Origin of the sequence: Citrobacter sp. RHBSTW-00029, assembly GCF_014104295.1 — a bacterium.
GTDB classification, from domain to species: Bacteria; Pseudomonadota; Gammaproteobacteria; order Enterobacterales; family Enterobacteriaceae; genus Citrobacter; species Citrobacter youngae.
In genome coordinates, this window is record NZ_JABXRT010000001.1 from 4,492,911 (window position 1) to 4,512,211 (window position 19,301).

The 19,301-nt window shown below is 54.6% G+C and carries 19 protein-coding genes; 16 read left to right on the forward strand and 3 right to left on the reverse strand.

The genetic code is table 11. The features are described from left to right. The first annotated feature begins 16 nt into the window (after positions 1-16). The 10 genes from livH to ugpQ all read left to right on the forward strand — a co-directional run bounded on the left by livH (position 17) and on the right by ugpQ (position 9,302). On the forward strand, positions 17-943 hold the full coding sequence (gene livH, locus HV041_RS21685) for a high-affinity branched-chain amino acid ABC transporter permease LivH (protein ID WP_003023435.1): 927 nt from the start codon (positions 17-19) through the stop codon (positions 941-943). Beyond that, entirely contained in the window at positions 940-2,217 is a 1,278-nt protein-coding gene (gene livM, locus HV041_RS21690; RefSeq protein ID WP_121585159.1) for a branched chain amino acid ABC transporter permease LivM, read from the forward strand. The genes livH and livM overlap by 4 nt, the downstream gene beginning before the upstream one ends. Further along, positions 2,214-2,981 (forward strand): high-affinity branched-chain amino acid ABC transporter ATP-binding protein LivG, encoded by a 768-nt coding sequence (gene livG / locus HV041_RS21695; RefSeq protein WP_048213581.1) that lies wholly within the window; start codon positions 2,214-2,216, stop codon positions 2,979-2,981. The genes livM and livG overlap by 4 nt, the downstream gene beginning before the upstream one ends. 17 nt (positions 2,982-2,998) lie before the next feature. Continuing rightward, positions 2,999-3,712: a high-affinity branched-chain amino acid ABC transporter ATP-binding protein LivF gene (gene livF / locus HV041_RS21700; protein ID WP_086523486.1), complete on the forward strand. Its 714-nt coding sequence runs from the start codon at positions 2,999-3,001 to the stop codon at positions 3,710-3,712. A gap of 102 nt (positions 3,713-3,814) precedes the next feature. After that, the gene (locus HV041_RS21705; RefSeq protein ID WP_121585158.1) at positions 3,815-4,096 is read left to right on the forward strand and encodes a hypothetical protein; all 282 of its coding nucleotides are present in this window, start codon (positions 3,815-3,817) and stop codon (positions 4,094-4,096) included. 246 nt (positions 4,097-4,342) lie between these two features. Beyond that, on the forward strand, positions 4,343-5,659 hold the full coding sequence (gene ugpB / locus HV041_RS21710) for a sn-glycerol-3-phosphate ABC transporter substrate-binding protein UgpB (protein WP_016154831.1): 1,317 nt from the start codon (positions 4,343-4,345) through the stop codon (positions 5,657-5,659). A 100-nt stretch (positions 5,660-5,759) separates the two neighbouring features. Continuing rightward, complete coding sequence (gene ugpA / locus HV041_RS21715) at positions 5,760-6,647, forward strand: sn-glycerol-3-phosphate ABC transporter permease UgpA (protein ID WP_003837841.1); 888 nt, start codon at positions 5,760-5,762, stop codon at positions 6,645-6,647. Beyond that, positions 6,644-7,489, forward strand: a complete 846-nt coding sequence (gene ugpE / locus HV041_RS21720; protein WP_003023450.1) for a sn-glycerol-3-phosphate ABC transporter permease UgpE — start codon at positions 6,644-6,646, stop codon at positions 7,487-7,489. The genes ugpA and ugpE overlap by 4 nt, the downstream gene beginning before the upstream one ends. 2 nt (positions 7,490-7,491) lie before the next feature. Further along, complete coding sequence (locus tag HV041_RS21725; protein ID WP_115642737.1) at positions 7,492-8,562, forward strand: sn-glycerol-3-phosphate import ATP-binding protein UgpC; 1,071 nt, start codon at positions 7,492-7,494, stop codon at positions 8,560-8,562. Continuing rightward, on the forward strand, positions 8,559-9,302 hold the full coding sequence (ugpQ, locus tag HV041_RS21730; RefSeq protein ID WP_048213577.1) for a glycerophosphodiester phosphodiesterase: 744 nt from the start codon (positions 8,559-8,561) through the stop codon (positions 9,300-9,302). Before HV041_RS21725 ends, ugpQ begins: the two co-directional genes overlap by 4 nt. Here ugpQ and HV041_RS21735 read toward each other — a convergent pair. Then, on the reverse strand, positions 9,299-9,739 hold the full coding sequence (locus HV041_RS21735) for a DUF2756 family protein (protein ID WP_003023456.1): 441 nt from the start codon (positions 9,737-9,739) through the stop codon (positions 9,299-9,301). The genes ugpQ and HV041_RS21735 overlap by 4 nt on opposite strands. Before the next feature lie 118 nt (positions 9,740-9,857). Between HV041_RS21735 and ggt the strand changes: the two genes are divergently transcribed. Continuing rightward, entirely contained in the window at positions 9,858-11,603 is a 1,746-nt protein-coding gene (ggt, locus tag HV041_RS21740) for a gamma-glutamyltransferase (RefSeq protein WP_016151116.1), read from the forward strand. Between the two features lie 63 nt (positions 11,604-11,666). Here ggt and yhhY read toward each other — a convergent pair whose 3' ends face one another. Beyond that, on the reverse strand, positions 11,667-12,155 hold the full coding sequence (gene yhhY, locus HV041_RS21745) for an N-acetyltransferase (protein ID WP_048213575.1): 489 nt from the start codon (positions 12,153-12,155) through the stop codon (positions 11,667-11,669). Between the two features lie 458 nt (positions 12,156-12,613). On the opposite strand from yhhY, the gene HV041_RS21750 reads away from it, so the two are divergent. The 5 genes from HV041_RS21750 to gntU all read left to right on the forward strand — a co-directional run bounded on the left by HV041_RS21750 (position 12,614) and on the right by gntU (position 17,775). Next, positions 12,614-13,651 (forward strand): oxidoreductase, encoded by a 1,038-nt coding sequence (locus HV041_RS21750; protein WP_121585157.1) that lies wholly within the window; start codon positions 12,614-12,616, stop codon positions 13,649-13,651. A 123-nt stretch (positions 13,652-13,774) separates the two neighbouring features. After that, on the forward strand, positions 13,775-14,470 hold the full coding sequence (yhhW, locus tag HV041_RS21755) for a quercetin 2,3-dioxygenase (RefSeq protein ID WP_115642739.1): 696 nt from the start codon (positions 13,775-13,777) through the stop codon (positions 14,468-14,470). Between the two features lie 297 nt (positions 14,471-14,767). Further along, on the forward strand, positions 14,768-15,763 hold the full coding sequence (gene gntR / locus HV041_RS21760) for a gluconate operon transcriptional repressor GntR (protein ID WP_003023473.1): 996 nt from the start codon (positions 14,768-14,770) through the stop codon (positions 15,761-15,763). Between the two features lie 141 nt (positions 15,764-15,904). Then, entirely contained in the window at positions 15,905-16,435 is a 531-nt protein-coding gene (gntK, locus tag HV041_RS21765; RefSeq protein WP_003023475.1) for a gluconokinase, read from the forward strand. Continuing rightward, positions 16,435-17,775, forward strand: coding sequence for a gluconate transporter (gntU, locus tag HV041_RS21770; RefSeq protein ID WP_003023477.1), 1,341 nt, complete (start codon positions 16,435-16,437; stop codon positions 17,773-17,775). Before gntK ends, gntU begins: the two co-directional genes overlap by 1 nt. An 82-nt stretch (positions 17,776-17,857) precedes the next feature. Here the strand turns inward: gntU and HV041_RS21775 are convergent, their stop codons facing one another. Next, positions 17,858-18,304 (reverse strand): hypothetical protein, encoded by a 447-nt coding sequence (locus HV041_RS21775; RefSeq protein ID WP_048213571.1) that lies wholly within the window; start codon positions 18,302-18,304, stop codon positions 17,858-17,860. Between the last annotated feature and the right edge of the window lie 997 nt (positions 18,305-19,301).

A 19,301-nucleotide genomic window follows, 5' to 3' on the forward strand; every position in this document is an offset into this window, starting at 1 on the left:
TAAGAAAGGTTACCTTATGTCCGAGCAGTTCCTCTATTTCTTGCAGCAGATGTTTAACGGCGTCACGCTGGGAAGCACCTACGCGCTGATCGCCATCGGCTACACGATGGTGTACGGCATTATCGGCATGATCAACTTCGCCCACGGCGAGGTGTATATGATCGGCAGTTATGTCTCCTTTATGATCATCGCCGCGCTAATGATGATGGGCATTGATTCCAGTTGGCTACTGGTCGCGGCGGGCTTCGTCGGCGCGATTGTGATTGCCAGCGCCTACGGCTGGAGCATTGAACGCGTGGCGTATCGGCCCGTGCGCAGCTCCAAGCGCCTGATTGCGCTAATTTCCGCTATCGGGATGTCCATCTTCCTGCAAAACTACGTCAGCCTCACTGAAGGCTCGCGCGATGTGGCACTGCCCAGCCTGTTTAATGGCCAGTGGACCGTTGGCAGTAGCGAAAACTTCTCTGCTTCCATCACCACCATGCAGCTGGTTATCTGGATTGTAACCTTCCTGGCGATGCTGGCGCTGACGCTGTTTATCCGTTATTCCCGTATGGGGCGCGCCTGCCGTGCCTGCGCGGAAGACCTGAAAATGGCCAGCCTGCTCGGCATCAACACCGATCGCGTGATTGCGCTGACCTTTGTGATTGGCGCGGCAATGGCGGCGGTAGCGGGCGTGCTACTCGGTCAATTCTATGGCGTAATTAACCCCTATATTGGCTTTATGGCCGGGATGAAGGCCTTTACTGCAGCGGTGCTTGGCGGCATCGGCAGCATTCCAGGGGCGATGATCGGCGGCCTGATTCTGGGCGTCGCGGAAGCGCTCTCCTCTGCTTATCTGAGTACTGAATACAAAGACGTCGTTTCATTCGCGCTGCTGATTCTGGTGCTGCTGGTGATGCCGACCGGTATTCTGGGTCGCCCGGAGGTAGAGAAAGTATGAAACCGATGCATTTTGCAATGGCGCTGCTCTCTGCCGCCATGTTCTTCGTCCTGGCGGGCGTCTTTATGGGCGTTCAGTTAGAGCTTGACGGCACCAAACTGGTGGTGGATTCCGCGGCGGATATTCGCTGGCAGTGGGTGTTTATTGGTACTGGCGTGGTCTTCCTCTTCCAGTTGCTGCGTCCCGTTTTCCAGAAGAGCCTGAAGAGCGTCTCCGGGCCGAAGTTTATTCTGCCGGCGATTGACGGCTCCACCGTTAAACAGAAGCTGTTCCTGGTGGCGCTGCTGGTGATTGCCGTGGCGTGGCCGTTTATGGTGTCGCGCGGCACGGTGGATATCGCCACGCTGACGATGATTTATATCATCCTTGGCCTCGGTTTAAACGTGGTGGTCGGCCTTTCCGGCTTGCTGGTGCTGGGCTATGGCGGCTTCTATGCCATTGGTGCGTACACCTTTGCGCTGCTGAACCACTATTACGGTCTTGGTTTCTGGACCTGTTTGCCGCTGGCGGGATTGGTATCGGCGGCGGCAGGATTCCTGCTTGGCTTCCCGGTTCTGCGTCTGCGCGGCGACTACCTGGCAATAGTGACCTTAGGCTTTGGCGAAATCGTGCGTATCCTGTTGCTCAATAATACTGAAGTCACCGGTGGCCCGAACGGTATCAGCCAGATCCCGAAACCGACCTTTTTCGGTCTTGAATTCAGCCGTAGCGCCCGTGAGGGCGGCTGGGATACCTTCAGCAACTTCTTTGGCGTGAAATACGATCCCTCTGACCGTGTGATTTTCCTCTACCTGGTGGCGCTGCTGCTAGTGGTCTTCTCGCTGTTTGTCATCAACCGCCTGTTGCGTATGCCGCTGGGCCGTGCATGGGAAGCGTTGCGTGAAGATGAAATCGCCTGCCGTTCACTGGGCTTAAACCCTACGCGCATCAAGCTGACCGCCTTTACCATCAGCGCCGCGTTCGCCGGTTTTGCCGGTACGTTGTTTGCCGCGCGCCAGGGCTTTGTCAGCCCGGAATCCTTCACCTTTGCCGAGTCGGCCTTTGTGCTGGCGATTGTGGTACTGGGCGGAATGGGCTCACAGTTTGCGGTGATCCTGGCGGCCATCCTGCTGGTGGTGTCACGCGAGCTGATGCGTGATTTCAATGAATACAGCATGTTAATGCTGGGTGGTTTAATGGTACTGATGATGATCTGGCGTCCGCAGGGCTTGCTGCCGATGACCCGTCCACAGTTGAAGCTGAAAAACGGGGAAGCAAAAGGAGAGCAGGCATGAGTCAGCCATTATTATCGGTTAGCGGCCTGATGATGCGTTTTGGCGGCCTGCTGGCAGTCAACAATGTGTCTCTGGATTTGCATAAAAAAGAGATAGTCTCCCTGATTGGCCCGAACGGCGCGGGGAAAACCACGGTCTTCAACTGCCTGACCGGGTTCTATAAGCCGACCGGCGGGACGATTAAGCTGCGCGACCAGCACCTTGAAGGGCTGCCGGGCCAGCAAATTGCGCGTATGGGCGTGGTGCGTACCTTCCAGCACGTGCGTCTGTTTCGCGAAATGACGGTGATTGAAAATCTGCTGGTGGCGCAGCATCAGCAACTGAAAGCTGGGGTTTTCTCCGGGCTGCTAAAAACCCCTGCTTTTCGCCGCGCGCAGGATGAAGCGCTGGACCGCGCCGCCACCTGGCTTGATCGTATCGGCCTGCTGCAGCATGCTAACCGACAGGCGAGCAACCTGGCCTATGGCGACCAGCGCCGTCTTGAGATTATCCGTTGCATGGTCACTCAGCCGGAAATTCTGATGCTCGATGAACCTGCTGCGGGTCTTAACCCGAAAGAAACCAAAGAGCTGGATGAGCTGATTGCTGAGCTGCGCGACCATCACGACACCACCATCCTGCTCATTGAGCACGACATGAAGCTGGTGATGGGCATTTCAGACCGTATTTACGTGGTGAACCAGGGGACGCCGCTGGCGAACGGGACACCGGAGCAGATTCGTAACAACCCGGACGTGATCCGCGCCTATTTAGGCGAAGCATAATGGTGGTGAGGCATAAGATGGAAAAAGTCATGTTGTCTTTTGACAACGTCAACGCCCACTACGGCAAGATCCAGGCTCTGCACGATGTCAGCTTGTATATCAACCAGGGTGAAATCGTGACGCTTATCGGTGCCAACGGTGCGGGGAAAACCACGCTGCTCGGGACGCTGTGCGGCGATCCTCGGGCAACAAGTGGGCGTATTGTCTTTGATGGTAAAGATATTACCGACTGGCAGACGGCAAAAATCATGCGTGAAGCGGTGGCGATTGTCCCGGAAGGGCGTCGCGTGTTTTCCCGTATGACGGTGGAAGAGAACCTGGCGATGGGCGGTTTCTTTGCCGAGAAAGGCCAGTTTCAGGAACGCATCAAGTGGGTGTATGACCTGTTTCCTCGCCTGCATGAGCGCCGTATTCAACGTGCGGGAACCATGTCCGGCGGCGAACAGCAGATGCTGGCGATAGGCCGTGCGCTGATGAGCCAGCCGAGGCTGCTACTGCTTGATGAACCGTCGCTGGGTCTGGCGCCGATTATCATCCAGCAGATCTTTAACACCATTGAGCAACTGCGCGAGCAGGGGATGACGATTTTCCTCGTCGAACAAAACGCCAACCAGGCGCTGAAGCTCGCCGATCGCGGCTACGTGCTGGAAAACGGTCATGTGGTGCTGGAAGACACCGGCGATGCGCTACTGGCTAACGAAGCGGTGCGCAGCGCGTATCTGGGCGGTTAATCATTCTCTGAATAGACAAGGGGCCCACTGTGGCCCCTTTTTATTGCGCTATGTTATTATTGAGAATGGTTATCAATAATAAAAAATGAACATGGAGAAAGGATGATACGTTCAGGTACCTGCATGATGATTGGCAGTTTGTTTTTGACGCTTTCTTTAACTACCCTGGCCTCAACATCGCCAGCGTTCGACCCCCGCGACCCCGCTATCTGGGAAGAGAAACCGGACAACCCGTTAGCGCAATCCGACTCGCCCTGCGAAGTGTTTACCAGCTCGGTATGCCCGGGCTGGGAAGATGATAAATCAGATATCCAACGTGAACGCGAGCGGCGTGAACAGCAGCGTTTACAGAATGAATATGAACGACGCTGGCGCAGAGATTAATCTTTCTCCTGCAGCAACAGATAACGCCATCCTGGCCGGATAAGGCATAGCGCTACCCGGCTTTGTTGTGCACCACTCCGCATTTTCCTGTCACTACGCTTTCACCGCCTTGCCATCTGTTTGTCGCCTTATTATCTTTTTTTTGTAATAAAAAAGTTATTTTTCTGTCATTCGAGCATGTCATGTTACCCCCGCGAGCATAAAACGCGTGATATCGCGCATCCGGCACAACAAGAGAGATAACCGATGATATCGTTACGACATACAGCTTTAGGACTGGCACTTAGCCTGGCGTTTGCAGGTCAGGCACTGGCGGTCACCACCATCCCATTCTGGCACTCAATGGAAGGCGAACTGGGTAAAGAAGTTGATTCTCTGGCGCAACGTTTTAATGCCGCCAATCCCGACTACAAAATTGTTCCGCAGTACAAAGGCAACTACGAGCAGAGCCTGAGCGCAGGTATTGCCGCTTTCCGTACCGGAAACGCGCCTGCGCTGCTGCAGGTTTATGAAGTGGGTACGGCAACGATGATGGCTTCGAAAGCTATTAAACCGGTCTATGAAGTATTCAAAGAGGCTGGCATTAACTTCGATGAGTCTCAATTCGTACCGACGGTTTCCGGCTATTACACCGACTCTAAAAGCGGACATTTGCTTTCTCAACCGTTTAACAGCTCCACTCCGGTGCTGTACTACAACAAAGATGCCTTCAAAAAAGCCGGTTTAGACCCTGAGCAGCCGCCGAAAACCTGGCAGGATCTGGCGGAATACACCGCGAAACTGAAAGCGGCAGGCATGAAGTGCGGCTACGCCAGCGGTTGGCAGGGTTGGATTCAAATTGAAAACTTCAGCGCCTGGAACGGTCTGCCGGTCGCCACCAAAAACAACGGCTTTGACGGTACTGACGCGGTGCTGGAGTTCAATAAACCGGAACAAGTGAAGCATATCGCCCTGCTGGAAGAGCTGAACAAAAAAGGCGATTTCAGCTACTTCGGGCGTAAAGATGAATCCACCGAGAAGTTCTATAACGGGGATTGTGCCATTACCACCGCCTCTTCCGGTTCGCTGGCTGATATCCGCCACTACGCGAAATTCAACTATGGCGTCGGGATGATGCCGTACGATGCCGATGTGAAGGGCGCGCCGCAGAACGCAATTATCGGTGGGGCCAGTCTTTGGGTGATGCAGGGTAAAGATAAAGCAACCTACGAAGGCGTGGCGCAGTTCCTCAACTTCCTGGCGAAGCCTGAAATTGCTGCCGAATGGCACCAGAAGACCGGCTATCTGCCGATCACCACAGCTGCCTACGACCTGACCCGTGAGCAGGGCTTCTATGATAAGAACCCTGGGGCTGATATCGCCACCCGCCAGATGCTGAACAAGCCGCCGTTGCCGTTCACCAAAGGGCTGCGTCTGGGCAACATGCCGCAGATCCGTACCATTGTGGATGAAGAGCTGGAAAGCGTCTGGACCGGGAAGAAAACCCCGCAGCAGGCGCTGGATGCCGCCGTTGAGCGTGGCAATCAGTTACTGCGCCGCTTTGAGCAATCGACCAAATCGTAATGTGAAATGCCGGGTGGCGGCTGCGCCTTACTCGGCCTACAAATGCGCGTAGGCCGGATAAGCGTAGCGCCATCCGGCGCTGTTCAGGAATCAAACTTCCATGTCTTCATCCCGTCCGGTGTTCCGTTCGCGCTGGCTTCCCTATTTACTGGTGGCTCCGCAGCTGGTTATCACCGTTATTTTCTTTATCTGGCCCGCCGGTGAAGCGCTGTGGTACTCGCTACAATCCGTTGATCCGTTTGGTCTTTCCAGCCAGTTTGTCGGACTGGAAAACTTTGTCGCGCTGTTTCATGACCCGTACTACCTCGACTCATTCTGGACCACCATTAAGTTCAGTACGTTAGTCACGGTAAGCGGTCTGCTGGTGTCGTTATTTTTTGCGGCGTTGGTGAATTACGTGGTGCGCGGCAGCCGTTTTTACCAAACGCTGATGCTGTTGCCTTACGCCGTTGCGCCCGCCGTTGCCGCCGTATTGTGGATCTTCCTGTTTAACCCCGGACGCGGGCTGATTACCCATTTTCTCGGTGAGTTTGGCTATGACTGGAACCATGCGCAAAACAGCGGTCAGGCGATGTTCCTGGTGGTGTTTGCGTCGGTCTGGAAGCAGATTAGTTACAACTTCCTGTTCTTCTTTGCCGCACTGCAGTCTATTCCTCGTTCGCTGATCGAAGCCGCCGCGATTGACGGTGCGGGGCCGGTTCGCCGCTTCTTTAAGCTGGCGCTGCCGCTCATTGCCCCGGTGAGCTTCTTCCTGCTGGTGGTGAATCTGGTGTATGCCTTCTTTGACACCTTCCCGGTGATTGATGCTGCCACTGCAGGCGGGCCGGTACAGGCGACCACGACGCTGATTTATAAGATCTATCGCGAAGGTTTTGTCGGGCTGGATCTGGCTTCTTCCGCTGCACAATCGGTGGTGCTGATGTTCCTGGTCATTATTTTGACGGTGGTGCAGTTCCGCTATGTGGAAAGTAAGGTGCGTTACCAATGATTGAGAACCGTCGTGGGCTGACAATATTCAGCCATGCCATGTTGATTATGGGGATCATGGTGATCCTGTTTCCGTTGTACGTCGCGTTTGTCGCGGCGACGCTGGACAACAAAGCGGTGTTTGAGACGCCGATGACGCTGGTTCCCGGCACGCAACTGCTGGAAAACATGAAATACATCTGGGTCAACGGCGTGGGCGTGAATAGCGCACCGTTCTGGCTGATGATGCTCAACAGTTTCATCATGGCGTTCAGCATTACGGTAGGGAAAATTACCGTCTCTATGCTCTCCGCATTCGCCATCGTCTGGTTTCGCTTTCCGCTGCGCAACCTGTTCTTCTGGATGATTTTTATCACCCTGATGCTACCGGTTGAGGTGCGTATTTTCCCGACGGTAGAAGTGATCGCCAACCTAAAGATGCTCGACAGCTATGCGGGTCTGACGCTGCCGTTGATGGCATCTGCGACAGCGACTTTCCTGTTCCGTCAGTTCTTTATGACCCTACCGGATGAACTGGTTGAGGCGGCGCGTATTGACGGCGCGTCACCGATGCGTTTTTTCCGCGATATCGTACTACCGTTGTCAAAAACCAATCTGGCGGCGCTGTTCGTGATCACCTTTATCTACGGCTGGAACCAGTATCTGTGGCCGTTGTTAATTATTACCGACGTCAATTTGGGCACTGCGGTGGCGGGTATCAAAGGCATGATTGCCACCGGTGAAGGCACCACGCAGTGGAACCAGGTAATGGCAGCCATGCTGCTGACGCTCATCCCTCCGGTAATCATCGTGTTAGCCATGCAGCGCGCGTTTGTGCGTGGTTTAGTGGACAGTGAGAAATAAAAATGGCTGGTTTAAAACTACAGGCAGTAACCAAAAGCTGGGACGGCAAAACCCAGGTGATTAAACCGCTGACGCTGGACGTCGCGGACGGGGAATTTATCGTGATGGTTGGCCCATCCGGCTGCGGAAAGTCTACGCTGTTGCGGATGGTGGCCGGGCTTGAACGGGTAAGCGGCGGCGATATCTGGATTGATAATAAACGCGTCACCGAGATGGAGCCGAAGGATCGCGGCATTGCGATGGTCTTTCAAAACTATGCTCTCTACCCGCATATGAGCGTGGAAGAAAACATGGCCTGGGGGCTGAAAATCCGCGGGATGGGCAAGGAGCATATTGCTGAGCGGGTGAAAGAGGCGGCGCGTATTCTCGAGCTGGGTGAGCTGCTCAAACGTCGTCCGCGCGAACTTTCCGGCGGCCAGCGCCAGCGCGTAGCGATGGGACGAGCGATTGTGCGTGACCCGGCGGTATTCCTGTTCGATGAGCCGCTTTCTAACCTTGACGCCAAGCTGCGCGTACAGATGCGTCTGGAGTTACAACATCTGCATCGCCGACTGAAAACCACCTCGCTGTACGTGACGCACGATCAGGTTGAAGCGATGACCCTCGCCCAGCGGGTTATGGTGATGAACAAAGGCATTGCCGAGCAGGTAGGGACGCCGGTTGAGGTGTATGAAAAGCCTGCCAGTCGCTTTGTGGCAAGCTTTATCGGCAGCCCGGCGATGAATCTGCTCGATGGGCGCATCAGCTCTACGGGTACCCATTTTGAGCTGGAGGGCGGCATGACGTTGCCCATTGGCAGAAGCGCCAGGGAGTGTATTGGGCGTAACATGACGCTGGGTATCCGCCCGGAGCATATTGCGCTAAGCTCGCAGGCCGAAGGTGGCGTGCCGCTGGTCGTCGACACGCTGGAAATGCTGGGTGCAGATAACCTGGCACACGGACGCTGGGGCGAGCAAAAGCTGGTGGTGCGACTGGCGCATCAGCATCGCCCGACGGCAGGCAGCACGCTGTGGCTGCATCTGCCGGAAAATCATCTGCATCTTTTTGATGGCGAAACAGGACAACGCGTATGAATAACTGGCCTTACCCCCATATTGTCGCCCATCGCGGCGGCGGTAAGTTAGCCCCGGAAAACACCCTGGCGGCGATCGACGTGGGGGCGCGATACGGGCATACCATGATTGAGTTTGACGCCAAATTGTCGAAAGACGGTGAGATCTTCTTACTGCATGACGACAACCTGGAACGCACCAGCAACGGCTGGGGCGTGGCTGGCGAGCTGAACTGGCAGGATTTATTGCACGTGGATGCAGGCGGCTGGTTTAGCGGTGAGTTTAAAGGCGAACCGTTGCCGCTGCTCTCGCAAGTTGCTGAGCGCTGTCGCCAGCACGGCATGATGGCAAATATTGAGATCAAACCCACCACCGGGACGGGGGCGCTCACCGGGAAGGTCGTGGCGCTGGCCGCGCGGGAACTGTGGGCGGGAATGACGCCACCACTGTTGTCATCCTTTGAAATTGATGCGCTAGAAGCGGCGCAGCAGGCGGTGCCTGAACTGCCGAGAGGTTTGCTGCTGGATGAATGGCGCGAAGACTGGCGCGAGCTGACCACGCGGCTTGGCTGCGTCTCTATTCATCTTAATCATAAGCTGCTGGATGAGGCGCGCGTGGATGCGCTGCGCGATGCTGGGCTACGTATTCTGGTGTATACCGTCAACCGACCCCAGCGCGCGGCGGAACTGCTGCGCTGGGGTGTGGACTGCATCTGTACCGATGCCATTGATACGATTGGCCCGGATTTCCAGCCCTGTTAAGGCCCAATCGTTTTTAACGGAACGTTAGGCTGCGGCGTGCTGGAGGGCTTCAGCATGTCGCCGTTCTTTTTCTCCGACAGCATATGTTGCTTATTGAGCGAGCTGTCCGGATTACGGGTTCCACTCAACATCCCACCGTTACTGTTAGGCAGCATTTGCTGCTGTCCAGGATTCAACTCGCCCGGCTGAGACTGCAGCACGCGCTGGGTGTTCGTGTTGATTTGGTTTTCCATATGCTGTTGCTGCATGCGCGTCTGCGTTTGCAACTGCTGGTTGAGCATCCCTTTCTGCTGAATCTGCTGTGATTGCATTTGGGTTTGCATACGCTGCTGACTCGGGATCTGATAACCGGGTTGATTCGGGTTATTCATGGTGTTGATGGGCTGTGCAAAGCCAGCAAACGGCAAGAGCATGGCTAAAAGTAAGAGTCGTTTCATCGCTTTTCTCCTCTCGGGGATCGTTTAAGTTTACTCCTTTCTCGCCGTTACGATGATTATTTCAGAGTTATGCACCAGGCTTAGTGGGGGCCGACCCCCGTACATCTGGAGAATAACGATGATAAAACCGACGTTTTTACGCCGGGTAGCCATTGCTGCTCTGCTCTCAGGAAGTTGTTTTAGCGTGGCTGCCGCGCCGGCTGCGCCACCGCCGGTATCCTACGGTGTCGAGGAAGATGTGTTCCATCCCGTTCGCGCGCAACAGGGGATGGTGGCTTCCGTAGATGCTTTAGCCACCCAGGTTGGGGTGGATATTCTGAAACAGGGCGGGAATGCCGTTGATGCCGCTGTTGCCGTGGGCTACGCGCTGGCGGTGACGCATCCGCAGGCGGGTAATCTGGGCGGCGGTGGGTTTATGCTGCTGCGTACCAAAGACGGTAACACCACGGCGATCGATTTTCGTGAAATGGCTCCCGCTGGCGCGACCCGTGATATGTTCCTTGATGAACAGGGCAACGCCGATGCGAAAAAGTCGCTAACCTCACATCTGGCATCCGGTACGCCGGGTACCGTGGCGGGTTTCTCGCTGGCGCTGGAGAAATACGGCACGATGCCGCTGAACAAAGTCGTGCGCCCGGCGATGAAGCTGGCGGAAGAAGGCTTTGTGGTTAACGACGCGCTGGCCGACGATCTGAAAACCTATGGCAGCGAAGTGCTCCCTAATCACGAGAACAGCAAAGCCATTTTCTGGAAAGACGGCGAGCCGCTGAAAAAGGGCGACAAGCTGGTGCAAACGAACTTGGCGAAAAGCCTGGAGATGATTGCCGAGAACGGTCCGGATGCGTTTTATAAAGGGGCGATTGCCGATCAGATTGCGGAGGAAATGCAGAAAAACGGCGGGCTGATGACCAAAGAGGACTTAGCCGCCTATAAAGCCGTGGAGCGTACGCCGATTAGCGGCGACTATCGCGGGTATCAGGTATTCTCTATGCCGCCGCCGTCCTCAGGCGGGATTCACATCGTGCAGATCCTCAATATTCTCGAAAACTTCGATATGAAGAAGTACGGGTTTGGCAGCGCCGACGCCATGCAGGTAATGGCTGAAGCGGAGAAATATGCCTACGCCGACCGCTCGGAGTATCTGGGCGACCCGGATTTTGTGAAGGTGCCGTGGCAGGCGCTGACCAATAAAGCCTATGCCAAATCGCTTGCCGATCAAATTGATATCAACAAGGCTAAGCCTTCCAGCCAGATCAAACCTGGCAAGCTCGCGCCGTATGAAAGCAATCAGACCACCCATTTCTCGGTGGTGGATAAAGACGGTAATGCCGTGGCGGTGACGTATACGCTGAACACCACCTTCGGCACCGGGATTGTGGCGGGTAACACCGGCATTCTGCTGAATAACGAAATGGATGATTTCTCCGCCAAGCCGGGCGTGCCGAACGTTTATGGGCTGGTGGGCGGCGATGCTAACGCGGTTGGGCCGAAGAAGCGTCCGCTGTCATCAATGTCGCCGACTATTGTGGTAAAAGACGGGAAAACCTGGCTGGTTACCGGCAGCCCTGGCGGGAGCCGAATCATCACGACTGTGCTGCAAATGGTGGTTAACAGCATTGATTTTGGAATGAACGTCGCCGAAGCGACCAACGCGCCGCGTTTCCACCATCAGTGGTTGCCCGATGAACTGCGCGTTGAGAAAGGGTTTAGCCCGGACACCATTAAGCTGCTGGAGCAGAAAGGGCAGAAAGTCGCGCTGAAGGAAGCGATGGGCAGCACGCAGAGCATTATGGTAGGACCGGATGGCGCACTGTATGGCGCGTCCGACCCACGTTCCGTGGATGATTTAACGGCGGGATACTGATGGTATTGCCGGGTCTGCCGTTGATGCAGGCCCGGCGAGTGCTTCCTGACGGTTTCTTACCCGTTATTTCACGCGCGCCATAAAGTACGCATCCACGTACTCGCCGTTGCGCAGGCCGTATTTCTTACCGGTGCCTTCGATCTCAAAGCCATGCTTTTTATAGACCGCAATCGCAGGTTCGTTATCAACAAACACCGTTAACTCGATACGGTCGACGCGCAGCCAGTTGTCGCACATGTCGATCATCGTACGGAGAAGCGCGCTGGCAACGCCGCGATTCTGCCAGCGGGCATCAACGCAGATACCAAAATCGGCGACATGGCTGCGGCGCGGGCGCTGCGCGACCTCAATACAGAGGTGCCCCACGACGATATCGTCAATGCACGCGACCAGTTGTTTGATTCCGACCCGTTCGGTTAGTCGTTCTTGCCACATCTCCATGGAAGGATGAGGAACCTGTAGCGTGTTGTGATACACCTCCGGCTGGGCATGGATCTGACGAATTGCGTCGTAATCTTTCTGTTCAGCGTGGCGTATCACTATCTCACTCATTCCTTATCTCCTTCAGGGTTAATTGAGTCTTTACCCTCGCTGAGAAAGAAAATTCCGTCAACTGCATTTTTTTTGCAAAAAGAAGTAGACAAGTGCGAATGAGAATGATTATTATTGCTCTGCGTTCAGGGGAACCCCTACGGAGAACCTGAAAGCACGACATTGCTCACATTGCTTCCAGTATTACTTTAGCCAGCTTTTGCTGGCTTTTTTTTTTGGGGTTTTGTTTCAGCCTGGCTTACTTGTCATTTTGTCCCCGGGAAGTGCTCGTGCTCCTCACGTACATTTAGTACGCTCCGGGCCCTGCGCGCTTGCCGTGAATAAAATGACCGCGACGCCGACGGCCGATCCTGTCGCACCTGTGGTGCAGTTCAAACGCCATCCGGCAAAGATCCAACATTCAGTCTCCAGCCGCTTTGCGCTATGGTGTAGATAATCATCTTCAAAAGGACTGTCTCATGACCTTACACTGCGCATTTATTGGTTTTGGTAAAAGTACCACTCGCTACCATTTGCCGTACGTCCTCAACCGCAAAAATAGCTGGCATGTCGCGCACATTTTCCGCCGTAACGCCAGGCCGGAAGAGCAGGCGCCGCAGTATTCACATATTCACTTCACCAGTGACCTCGACGAGATCTTAAACGATCCGCAGGTGAAGTTAGTGATCGTTTGTACCCATGCTGACAGCCATTTTGACTACGCCAAACGTGCGCTGGAGGCGGGTAAAAACGTGCTGGTTGAGAAACCGTTCACGCCGACGCTGGCAGAAGCAAAAGTGCTGTTCGAACTGGCGCAAAGCAAAGGGCTGACCGTTACGCCGTACCAGAATCGCCGTTTTGACTCCTGCTTCCTTACCGCCAAAAAGGCGATTGAGAGCGGCAAACTCGGCAAGATTGTTGAGGTTGAAAGCCATTTTGATTATTACCGTCCCGAGGCGGAAACTAAGCCGGGATTGCCACAGGACGGCGCGTTTTATGGCCTGGGCGTACACACCATGGATCAGATTATTTCGCTGTTCGGACGCCCCGATCATGTGGCTTATGACATCCGCAGCCTGCGTAATAAAGCGAACCCGGACGATACCTTTGAAGCGCAACTGTTTTACGGCGACCTGAAAGCCATTGTTAAAACCAGTCATCTGGTGAAAATCGACTATCCGAAGTTTATCGTCCATGGCACCAAAGGCTCGTTTGTGAAGTACGGCATCGACCAGCAGGAAACCAGTCTGAAGGCCAATATCATGCCGGGTGAGCCAGGTTTCGCTGCTGATGATTCCATCGGAATGCTGGAGTATGTCAACGATGACGGCATCACAGTAAAAGAAGAGGTGAAGACGGAGATGGGGGATTACGGTCGCGTCTATGATGCGCTGTACCAGACGCTGACCGCCGGTACGCCTAATTACGTCAAGGAATCTGAAGTTCTAACCAACCTGGAGATCCTCGAACGCGCCTTCGAACAGGCATCTCCGGCGACGATAACCCTCGCCAAATAGCGTTAATCGACTCTTCTGGGTTTATTCATATTTTTTGAACAGAGGAGTCAATTTTCACCCTCTATGATCCCAGACGGATTGAGTCCACACTTACTCCATCGAAAACATCTGGGGGTGAACACAATGATCTATTTACGCAAAGCTAACGACCGCGGTCATGCGAATCATGGCTGGCTCGATTCCTGGCATACCTTCTCTTTTGCCAACTACTATGACCCGAACTTTATGGGGTTCTCGGCACTGCGCGTGATTAACGATGACGTGATTGACGCAGGTCAGGGCTTTGGCACTCACCCCCATAAAGACATGGAAATCCTGACCTACGTGCTGGAAGGCGCAGTAGAACATCAGGACAGCATGGGCAACAAAGAGCAGGTTCCTGCCGGTGAGTTCCAGATTATGAGCGCCGGGACGGGGATCCGTCACTCGGAGTACAACCCGAGCAATACTGAGAAGCTGCATCTGTATCAGATCTGGATCATGCCGCAGGAAAACGGTATTACGCCGCGCTATGAACAGCGCCGTTTCGATGCTGCTCAGGGTAAACAACTGGTGCTGTCGCCTGATGCCCGCGATGGCTCGCTGAAAGTGTACCAGGATATGGAGCTGTACCGCTGGGCGTTACTCAAAGATGAGCAGTCGGTACATCAGATTGCCGCTGAACGTCGCGTCTGGATCCAGGTTGTTAAAGGCAATGTCACCATTAACGGAATCAAAGCGACCACCAGTGATGGTCTGGCAATCTGGGATGAACAGGCAATTTCTATTCATGCCGACAGCGACAGCGAAGTGTTACTGTTTGACCTGCCGCCTGTATAAAAATACACGGCATCCTTCAAGCCGCATCTGTGTTGGCTTTATTACTCGGCCCATCCATAGGCCTCGCCCCTTCGGGGCCGCTGCAAGCAGCGTTCAAATCTGCTCCCGGCAGATTTGTCGCTCACCCCGGTCGCGTACTTAATGTACGCTCCCGGGGATTCACTGCGTCGCCGCCTTGATGCAACTCGAATGATTTTGTGTATTTCTCACAATAAAAACTCCTTTTTTTCTCTGCAAAGGTTCATGCACGTCCGTGGTAAACTGGGGGAATCTATCCCTTTTTAACGCTTCAGGACGATGAAAAAGAAAAGACCCGTACTTCAGGATGTAGCCGACCGCGTGGGCGTGACCAAAATGACGGTCAGTCGCTTTTTGCGTAACCCGGAGCAGGTCTCCGTGGCGCTGCGGGGCAAAATTGCCGCTGCACTTGATGAGCTGGGTTATATTCCCAATCGCGCTCCTGATATCCTTTCTAACGCTACCAGCCGCGCTATCGGCGTGTTGTTACCGTCTCTCACTAACCAGGTTTTTGCTGAAGTGTTACGCGGCATTGAGGCCGTCACCGACGCTCATGGTTATCAAACTATGCTCGCGCACTACGGCTATAAGCCCGAAATGGAACAAGAGCGTCTGGAATCGATGCTGTCGTGGAATATCGATGGCCTGATCCTCACCGAACGTAGCCATACGCCTCGTACGCTGAAAATGATTGAGGTCGCCGGTATCCCGGTGGTTGAGCTGATGGACAGCCAGTCCCCGTGTCTGGATATCGCCGTCGGTTTCGACAACTTCGAAGCCGCGCGCCAGATGACTGCCGCTATCATCGCCCGCGGGCACCGTCATGTTGCCTATCTTGGCGCACGTCTTGATGAACGTACTATCATCAAACAGAGAGGCTACGAGCAGGCAATGCGCGATGCCAACCTGGTGCCGTACAGCGTGATGGTGGAACAGTCTTCTTCCTACTCCTCCGGTATTGAACTCATCCGTCAGGCGCGGCGCGAATATCCGCAGCTCGACGGCATTTTCTGTACCAACGATGACCTGGCGGTAGGGGCGGCCTTCGAATGCCAGCGTTTAGGGCTGAAAATCCCGGATGACATGGCGATTGCCGGATTCCACGGTCACGACATCGGGCAGGTGATGGAGCCGCGTCTGGCGAGCGTGCTCACGCCGCGTGAACGGATGGGCAGCATTGGTGCTGAACGTCTGCTGGCGCGCATCCGTGGTGAAGCAGTCACACCTAAAATGTTAGATTTAGGTTTCACCTTGTCACCGGGCGGATCTATTTAAGCCAACAAGTTTGAAGTAGCTCACACTTATACACTTCGAGCACGAATGGATATTGCTTCTCTATTTATCCGGCTGGACAATGTTACCGATAACAGTTACCCGTAACAATTTCCAGATTCTTGTACCAGTGGGGGCAACGCTTTGAGCACGACTAATCATGATCACCACGTTTACGTTCTGATGGGCGTATCGGGCAGCGGTAAATCTGCTGTCGCCAGCGAAGTGGCGCATCAACTGCAGGCCGCGTTTCTTGATGGCGATTTTCTCCATCCGCGCAGCAACATCATGAAAATGGCTTCCGGTGAGCCACTCAACGATGACGACCGTAAACCGTGGTTACAGGCGCTGAATGACGCCGCTTTTGCGATGCAGCGTACCAACAAGGTTTCGCTGATCGTCTGTTCCGCTCTGAAAAAAGTCTATCGCGACCAGCTGCGCGACGGTAACCCGAACCTCTCTTTCATCTATCTGAAAGGGGATTTTGACGTTATCGAAAGCCGTCTGAAAGCGCGTAAAGGCCACTTCTTCAAAACGCAGATGCTGGTGACCCAGTTTGAAGCGCTGGAAGAACCAGGTGCGAATGAAAACGATGTACTGGTGGTCGATATCGATCAACCACTGGACGGTGTGGTCGCCAGCACCATTGAGGTTATTAACCAGGGCAGTAAGTAGTGAGTACATTAACGCTTGTTTTAACAGCAGTAGGGTCCGTTTTATTGCTGCTGTTTTTAGTGATGAAGGCGCGTATGCACGCCTTCCTTGCTTTGATGGTGGTGTCTATTGGTGCAGGTCTCTTTTCCGGTATGCCGCTCGATAAAATCGCCGCGACTATGGAAAAAGGGATGGGAGGCACGCTCGGTTTCCTGGCGATTGTTGTGGCGCTGGGGGCGATGTTCGGCAAGATTTTGCATGAGACCGGCGCAGTCGATCAAATTGCCGTCAAAATGCTGAAATCCTTCGGCCACAGCCGCGCGCATTACGCGATTGGCCTGGCCGGTCTGATTTGCGCGCTGCCGCTGTTCTTTGAGGTGGCGATTGTGCTGCTGATTAGCGTAGCGTTCTCGATGGCGCGTCACACCGGTACCAACCTGGTTAAACTCGTCATTCCTCTGTTTGCGGGTGTGGCGGCGGCTGCAGCGTTTCTCCTGCCGGGACCTGCGCCGATGCTGCTGGCTTCACAGATGCACGCCGACTTTGGCTGGATGATCCTGATTGGCCTGTGCGCCGCGATTCCGGGCATGATTATCGCCGGACCGCTGTGGGGCAATTTCATCAGCCGTTACGTTGAGCTGAACATTCCTGATGACATTACCGAGCCGCATCTGGGCGAAGGTAAAATGCCGTCCTTCGGCTTTAGCTTGTCGCTGATCCTGCTGCCGCTGGTATTGGTTGGTCTGAAAACCATCGCCGCACGCTTTGTGCCGGTTGGTTCTTCAACTTACGAATGGTTTGAGTTTATCGGTCACCCGTTTACCGCGATTCTGGTTGCATGTCTGGTGGCGATTTACGGTCTGGCGATTCGCCAGGGTATGCCAAAAGACAAAGTGATGGAGATCTGCGGTCATGCGCTGCAACCGGCGGGGATTATCCTGTTGGTGATTGGTGCAGGTGGCGTGTTTAAACAGGTGCTGGTTGATTCCGGCGTCGGTCCGGCGCTGGGCGAAGCGTTAACCGGAATGGGTCTGCCGATTGCCATTACCTGCTTCGTGCTGGCGGCAGCGGTGCGTATCATTCAGGGTTCCGCGACCGTGGCGTGCTTAACGGCGGTTGGTCTGGTGATGCCGGTGATTGAACAGCTGAACTTCTCCGGTGCGCAGATGGCGGCACTGTCTATTTGTATCGCGGGCGGCTCTATCGTCGTAAGCCACGTTAACGACGCTGGTTTCTGGTTGTTCGGTAAATTTACCGGCGCAACGGAAGCACAAACGCTGAAGACCTGGACGATGATGGAAACCATCCTCGGCACGGTCGGCGCAATTGTCGGTATGATTGCCTTCCAGCTGTTGAGCTGAGTCTTGTTGCCCGGTGGCGCTTGCGCTTACCGGGCCTGAATTCATTGCACACCGTAAGCCGGGTAAGCGTCACCCGGCTTTTTTACAGCATTACCATGCCTTCATCTGTTTTCAACCAGCGCGGCGCTTTCAGCGTGTCGGCGAAATAGCCCACCAAATCCTGCAGCAAATCACCCGCTACTCGCTCCATATCATCAGAAAGCGTTTTGCTCATCAGCAAATGCGTCAAAAGCTGGCAGTAACGCCCCATCTGGTCTGGCTCAGGCTCGAAAAGGGGAAAACGGGTCGGGAATGTTTCTACCGTCAGACTGGCCTGCAGATGCTGCGGTACAGGCTCCGTTAAGGTCGGTTGCAATAACACGAGACAGGCCGACAGACGTGCACAAATCGCCAGCTTTTCAACCGGGTCATGGCATTCAACCAGTCCTTCGACAAAACGCTCGCAGTTATCCGCCAGCTCGGTGAAATCCGTGGCATGGCTAAAGGGCAGGGTAAATAAAGAGTGTGAAAAGAGAGGGGTAGTCGCCATAGGGCAGCCTCCAATGAGTGAAATTTACCACCACCGAAGGGACCAACCTTTGGGTGGCGGGCTGAACGGAGTTGGTCCTACCGGCCTCATTGGATACCGGCGCGCCTTACGACGCCACCGTCCAGCCCACCATTGAGGTGTAGCTGGTCGCACGATAAAAGTGAATTTTATCGCGAATGAGGTAATCAGGGGACCAATCCTGGCACCTGATTATGCAGGTGCAGCGAGAAGATAATGCTTATCCGCGATGCTGACAAGAGGGCATTCCGGAAGGCACCTCGCAGAAATGAAAATACGTTATATCAGCGACTTAAAAGCATAAGGAATACCTGAAATTACAGCGCAATGCCGTTCAGTTAAACATGTAGGGTGAACATGTGATTATTGCTCAGGTTTCCGTTCACCTCAGTGGTGTCATTTCTCTGAAGCGCTGATACCCGTGAACGTGCAAGGGAGGCTCACCGCCGCCTCCCTTGCAACCCAGGCTCCCGGCGGGAAAATCGTCGCTGCGCGAGTTATTCGTCTTATTCCGTCTGCCTGTCGGGTCGGGGCCGAGCCTGCGTCCCTGCAGGCCGTCCCCTCTGCCCGCATCCCTGCGGGCAGCCCCGGTCAGCCGTCAACGCCTCATCGATTTTCAGCCGGACCAGGGTGTCGCTTCAGCGATCTGGCTTTCAGCTATATCCGTTTTGCTGTTCAGAGGTATTCAAGTAAAAGCTCAGGTGGTCAGGTGTGGGCTGGTCCGGCTGAAAATTGCCGACGCGTTTCCGTAAGGCCGGGAGAACCCGCAGGGATGCGGGTTCAGGGCGCGTTTTGCATGGACGCTACCTCGCGCCCGGCCCGGTAGCCTGGAGGAATAAGTGGAGGGAACCACGAAGTGGCAATTTTCCTGCCGGGAGCCGGGATTGTTAAGGGGGCTGCGTAGCCCCCTTAACACGTTCACTGGTGACGAGATCTCAGAGAAGCAATGAACATAACGTGAACGGAATCGTTCTCTGAA